The following is a 2,590-nucleotide window of genomic DNA, read 5'->3' as shown; positions in this document are numbered from 1 at the left end:
AGGGGGAAGGATTCGAACCTTCGAAGTCGTAGACGTCAGATTTACAGTCTGATCCCTTTGGCCGCTCGGGAACCCCTCCTAAGCGAGCCGGCATTCTACATCATGCCAGCCTTCTGTCAAGCATTTTTCTCATTAAAAACCTGAGCTTAGCTGCGTTGACCTCGCTTCACATCACTAACCGTTTCCGGTGTTCGCTGTGGAGCGGGCGCCATTCTATGCAAACTATTCGATGGGTGCAACCCCCTCGCACGGCATTATTTTATGTTTTAACTCATTGAATTCTTTAGAAAGGTTTATCAGCTGAAGATCGTCCAGCCAGCGCCGGCTTTCCGGGGCAATACGCACCCAATACCCGGCACTTTCCGACCCTGCTCTTGGCAGAGACTGGAACTTGACCTCCATCCCGCTCAACCGCCGCTCAACCGCCTGCGCGGACTCCTGGCGTGTATACCCTCCCAGATAAAGGCAGCCATTGTCTGTCGAGGCGGCTTTACCCTTATCTTTGGATACGTCATTTGCCTCGCTCAACAGGCGGATATCTTGCTGGGACCCGCGATACAAGCTCAAGGGCGTGACATCCTTCGCGCGCAGCGGGGCCTCTTGTTGATGCCAGATGTAGTAGAAACCATTGAGGACAAGCAGCAGCAAAAACAACCAACGCATAAAAACCTCAGGACAAGGGACAGGCCATGGCCAATCCGACAAACACCAAGTCCGGAACCACCCTGGCCTGAGGCACGACCTCAGAAACCAGGTTTGCATCCCCCCCAGTGAGGAATACGGCAAAGTCCTCACCCCAGTAACTGCGCGCCAACTCGAGCTGAGTCAGTACGAAGCCGCGCAACATCAACAAACAACCACGCTCTACAGCCTCAACAGTCGCGCGACCTGGAACAAGACTTTCCAGAGCCTGCTCAGCCGCAAGGTCCCCATAGCGAATCTTGCGAGTGTGGGTGCGCAGCTGGTTGCGCATCAACGGCATACCCGGACAGATGAAACCACCCAGGTGCTCCCCATCCGCCGCGATAAAGTCAGCAGTCACAGCCGTACCGAAGTCGAGCACCAGGCACGCACCTGAAGCCAGATGAAAGCCTCCAAGCATTGCAAGCCACCGATCCAGACCCAGCCGTTCAAACTCCTCATACCCATTGCGCACGCCTGACATTTCGCGTGCAGGCGTTGCGCACACAACCGGTACGTCAAAGGTTTCCCTCAGCAAAGACGTCAGCGCACCGGTCTCCTCCGCAGTCCTGACGCTCACCAGCCGACAAAACGTGAGAACAAGCCCTTTGAGCCCCCTCAACCCCTCAAGCAATGCGAGATCGGAGTCAACGGCTCCCTCACCAAGCACCTGCCCGGCATTTACGGCAAGCACGCGCCACTTGATGAAACTATTCCCACAATCGAGCTCAAGAATCATCACGCAACCTCAGGCTCAACTCACCACCACTGAAGACTTTCTCCACACCATCCACCTTCAGGCGCAAGGCGCCCTGGCTATCGATACCAAGCACCTCGCCATCAATTTGATTGACACCGGCAATCAACGACACGCTTCGCCCCTGCCACAGGTGATTTTGCTCCCACTCGGACTGGATCGCCAAAAAACCACCCGCCTGATGTCGAGCCAGGTATCGCTGCAGCATCTCCCCCAGCCTGGCGACCAACTGGTTGCGATCAAACATTCTGCCTGACTCGAGTCGCATGGATGTCCATTGCTGGTCCACCTCATCAGCGGACTGCATGTTCACATTGATCCCCACCCCGAGAACCACGTGACACACATCAGCAGGGTCACCAACCAACTCGAGCAATATTCCCGCGATCTTTTTCTGACCCACAAGAACATCGTTTGGCCACTTCAACCCAGCGGCAGCAATGCCGAGCTCACGTAGCGTCTGCAAAACAGCAAGCCCAACGACGAGACTCAAACCCTCCAGCTGACGCATCCCACCATCAATGCGCAGTACCAGGCTGTAATAGACGTTCTCTGCGAATGGACTAACCCATTTGCGACCACGTCGCCCGCGTCCGGCCGTCTGCCGCTCCGCAAGCACAAGAAATGGTGCCGCCTGGCCCCGCTCTACGGCACGCAGTGCCTCGGCATTCGTGGAGTCGATCGAGTCGTAGACCTGGACGGGCCAGTTGCAGGAGAGCGCCTGCGCACTTATCTCGGAAGGATCAAGCAACGCTAATGGCGCGGACAATTGATAGCCGCGTCCACGAACTTTATGAATAGACAAACCCAGCTCAGCTTCCAAATGCTGAAGCTGCTTCCACACGGCACTGCGACTGACGCCCAGGGCAGCACCCAACGCCTGGCCCGAATGGAATCGGCCATCTTTAAGAAGCTTTAACAACGTCAGCATGCAGGTCTCGCCTCACAATGAGGCCCGCATGATAGCCACGCGCCGAGCTATTGCATAGAAATCCAGTAGCCGTGACTTTTCTGCGGACAAAACAAAACCCCTACCTGCGTACGCAGATAGGGGTTTTGGAATTTAATCTTGACGATGACCTACTCTCACCTGGGGAAACCCCACACTCCCATCGGCGATGCATCGGTTCACTGCTGAGTTCGGGATGGGAT

The 2,590-nt window shown here is 55.9% G+C and carries 3 protein-coding genes and 1 rRNA gene; all 4 read right to left on the bottom strand.

Features of this window, described 5'->3' with window-relative positions:
* Window positions 1-222: 222 nt before the first annotated feature.
* Complete coding sequence (locus tag ACRESJ_RS23440) at window positions 223-663, bottom strand: hypothetical protein (protein ID WP_431760025.1); 441 nt, start codon at window positions 661-663, stop codon at window positions 223-225.
* A gap of 7 nt (window positions 664-670) precedes the next feature.
* Window positions 671-1,420 (bottom strand): pantothenate kinase, encoded by a 750-nt coding sequence (locus ACRESJ_RS23435; RefSeq protein WP_431760024.1) that lies wholly within the window; start codon window positions 1,418-1,420, stop codon window positions 671-673.
* Window positions 1,410-2,369: a bifunctional biotin--[acetyl-CoA-carboxylase] ligase/biotin operon repressor BirA gene (gene birA, locus ACRESJ_RS23430; protein ID WP_431760023.1), complete on the bottom strand. Its 960-nt coding sequence runs from the start codon at window positions 2,367-2,369 to the stop codon at window positions 1,410-1,412. Before birA ends, ACRESJ_RS23435 begins: the two co-directional genes overlap by 11 nt.
* A gap of 136 nt (window positions 2,370-2,505) precedes the next feature.
* A 5S ribosomal RNA gene (gene rrf / locus ACRESJ_RS23425) occupies window positions 2,506-2,590 on the bottom strand; the annotation flags it as partial.

The organism is Pseudomonas sp., assembly GCF_050739655.1.
In the GTDB taxonomy this organism is placed as follows: domain Bacteria; phylum Pseudomonadota; class Gammaproteobacteria; order Pseudomonadales; family Pseudomonadaceae; genus Aquipseudomonas.
Note: the sequence above shows the minus strand (reverse complement) of the source record. Positions and strands in the feature narration are given on the sequence as shown.

Excerpts from the sequence above, each read along its gene's own strand:
- ACRESJ_RS23440 (WP_431760025.1), bottom strand. The coding sequence starts at position 663 with ATGCGTTGGTTGTTTTTGCTGCTGCTTGTCCTCAATGGTTTCTACTAC.
- ACRESJ_RS23435 (WP_431760024.1), bottom strand. The coding sequence starts at position 1,420 with ATGATTCTTGAGCTCGATTGTGGGAATAGTTTCATCAAGTGGCGCGTG.
- birA (WP_431760023.1), bottom strand. The coding sequence starts at position 2,369 with ATGCTGACGTTGTTAAAGCTTCTTAAAGATGGCCGATTCCATTCGGGC.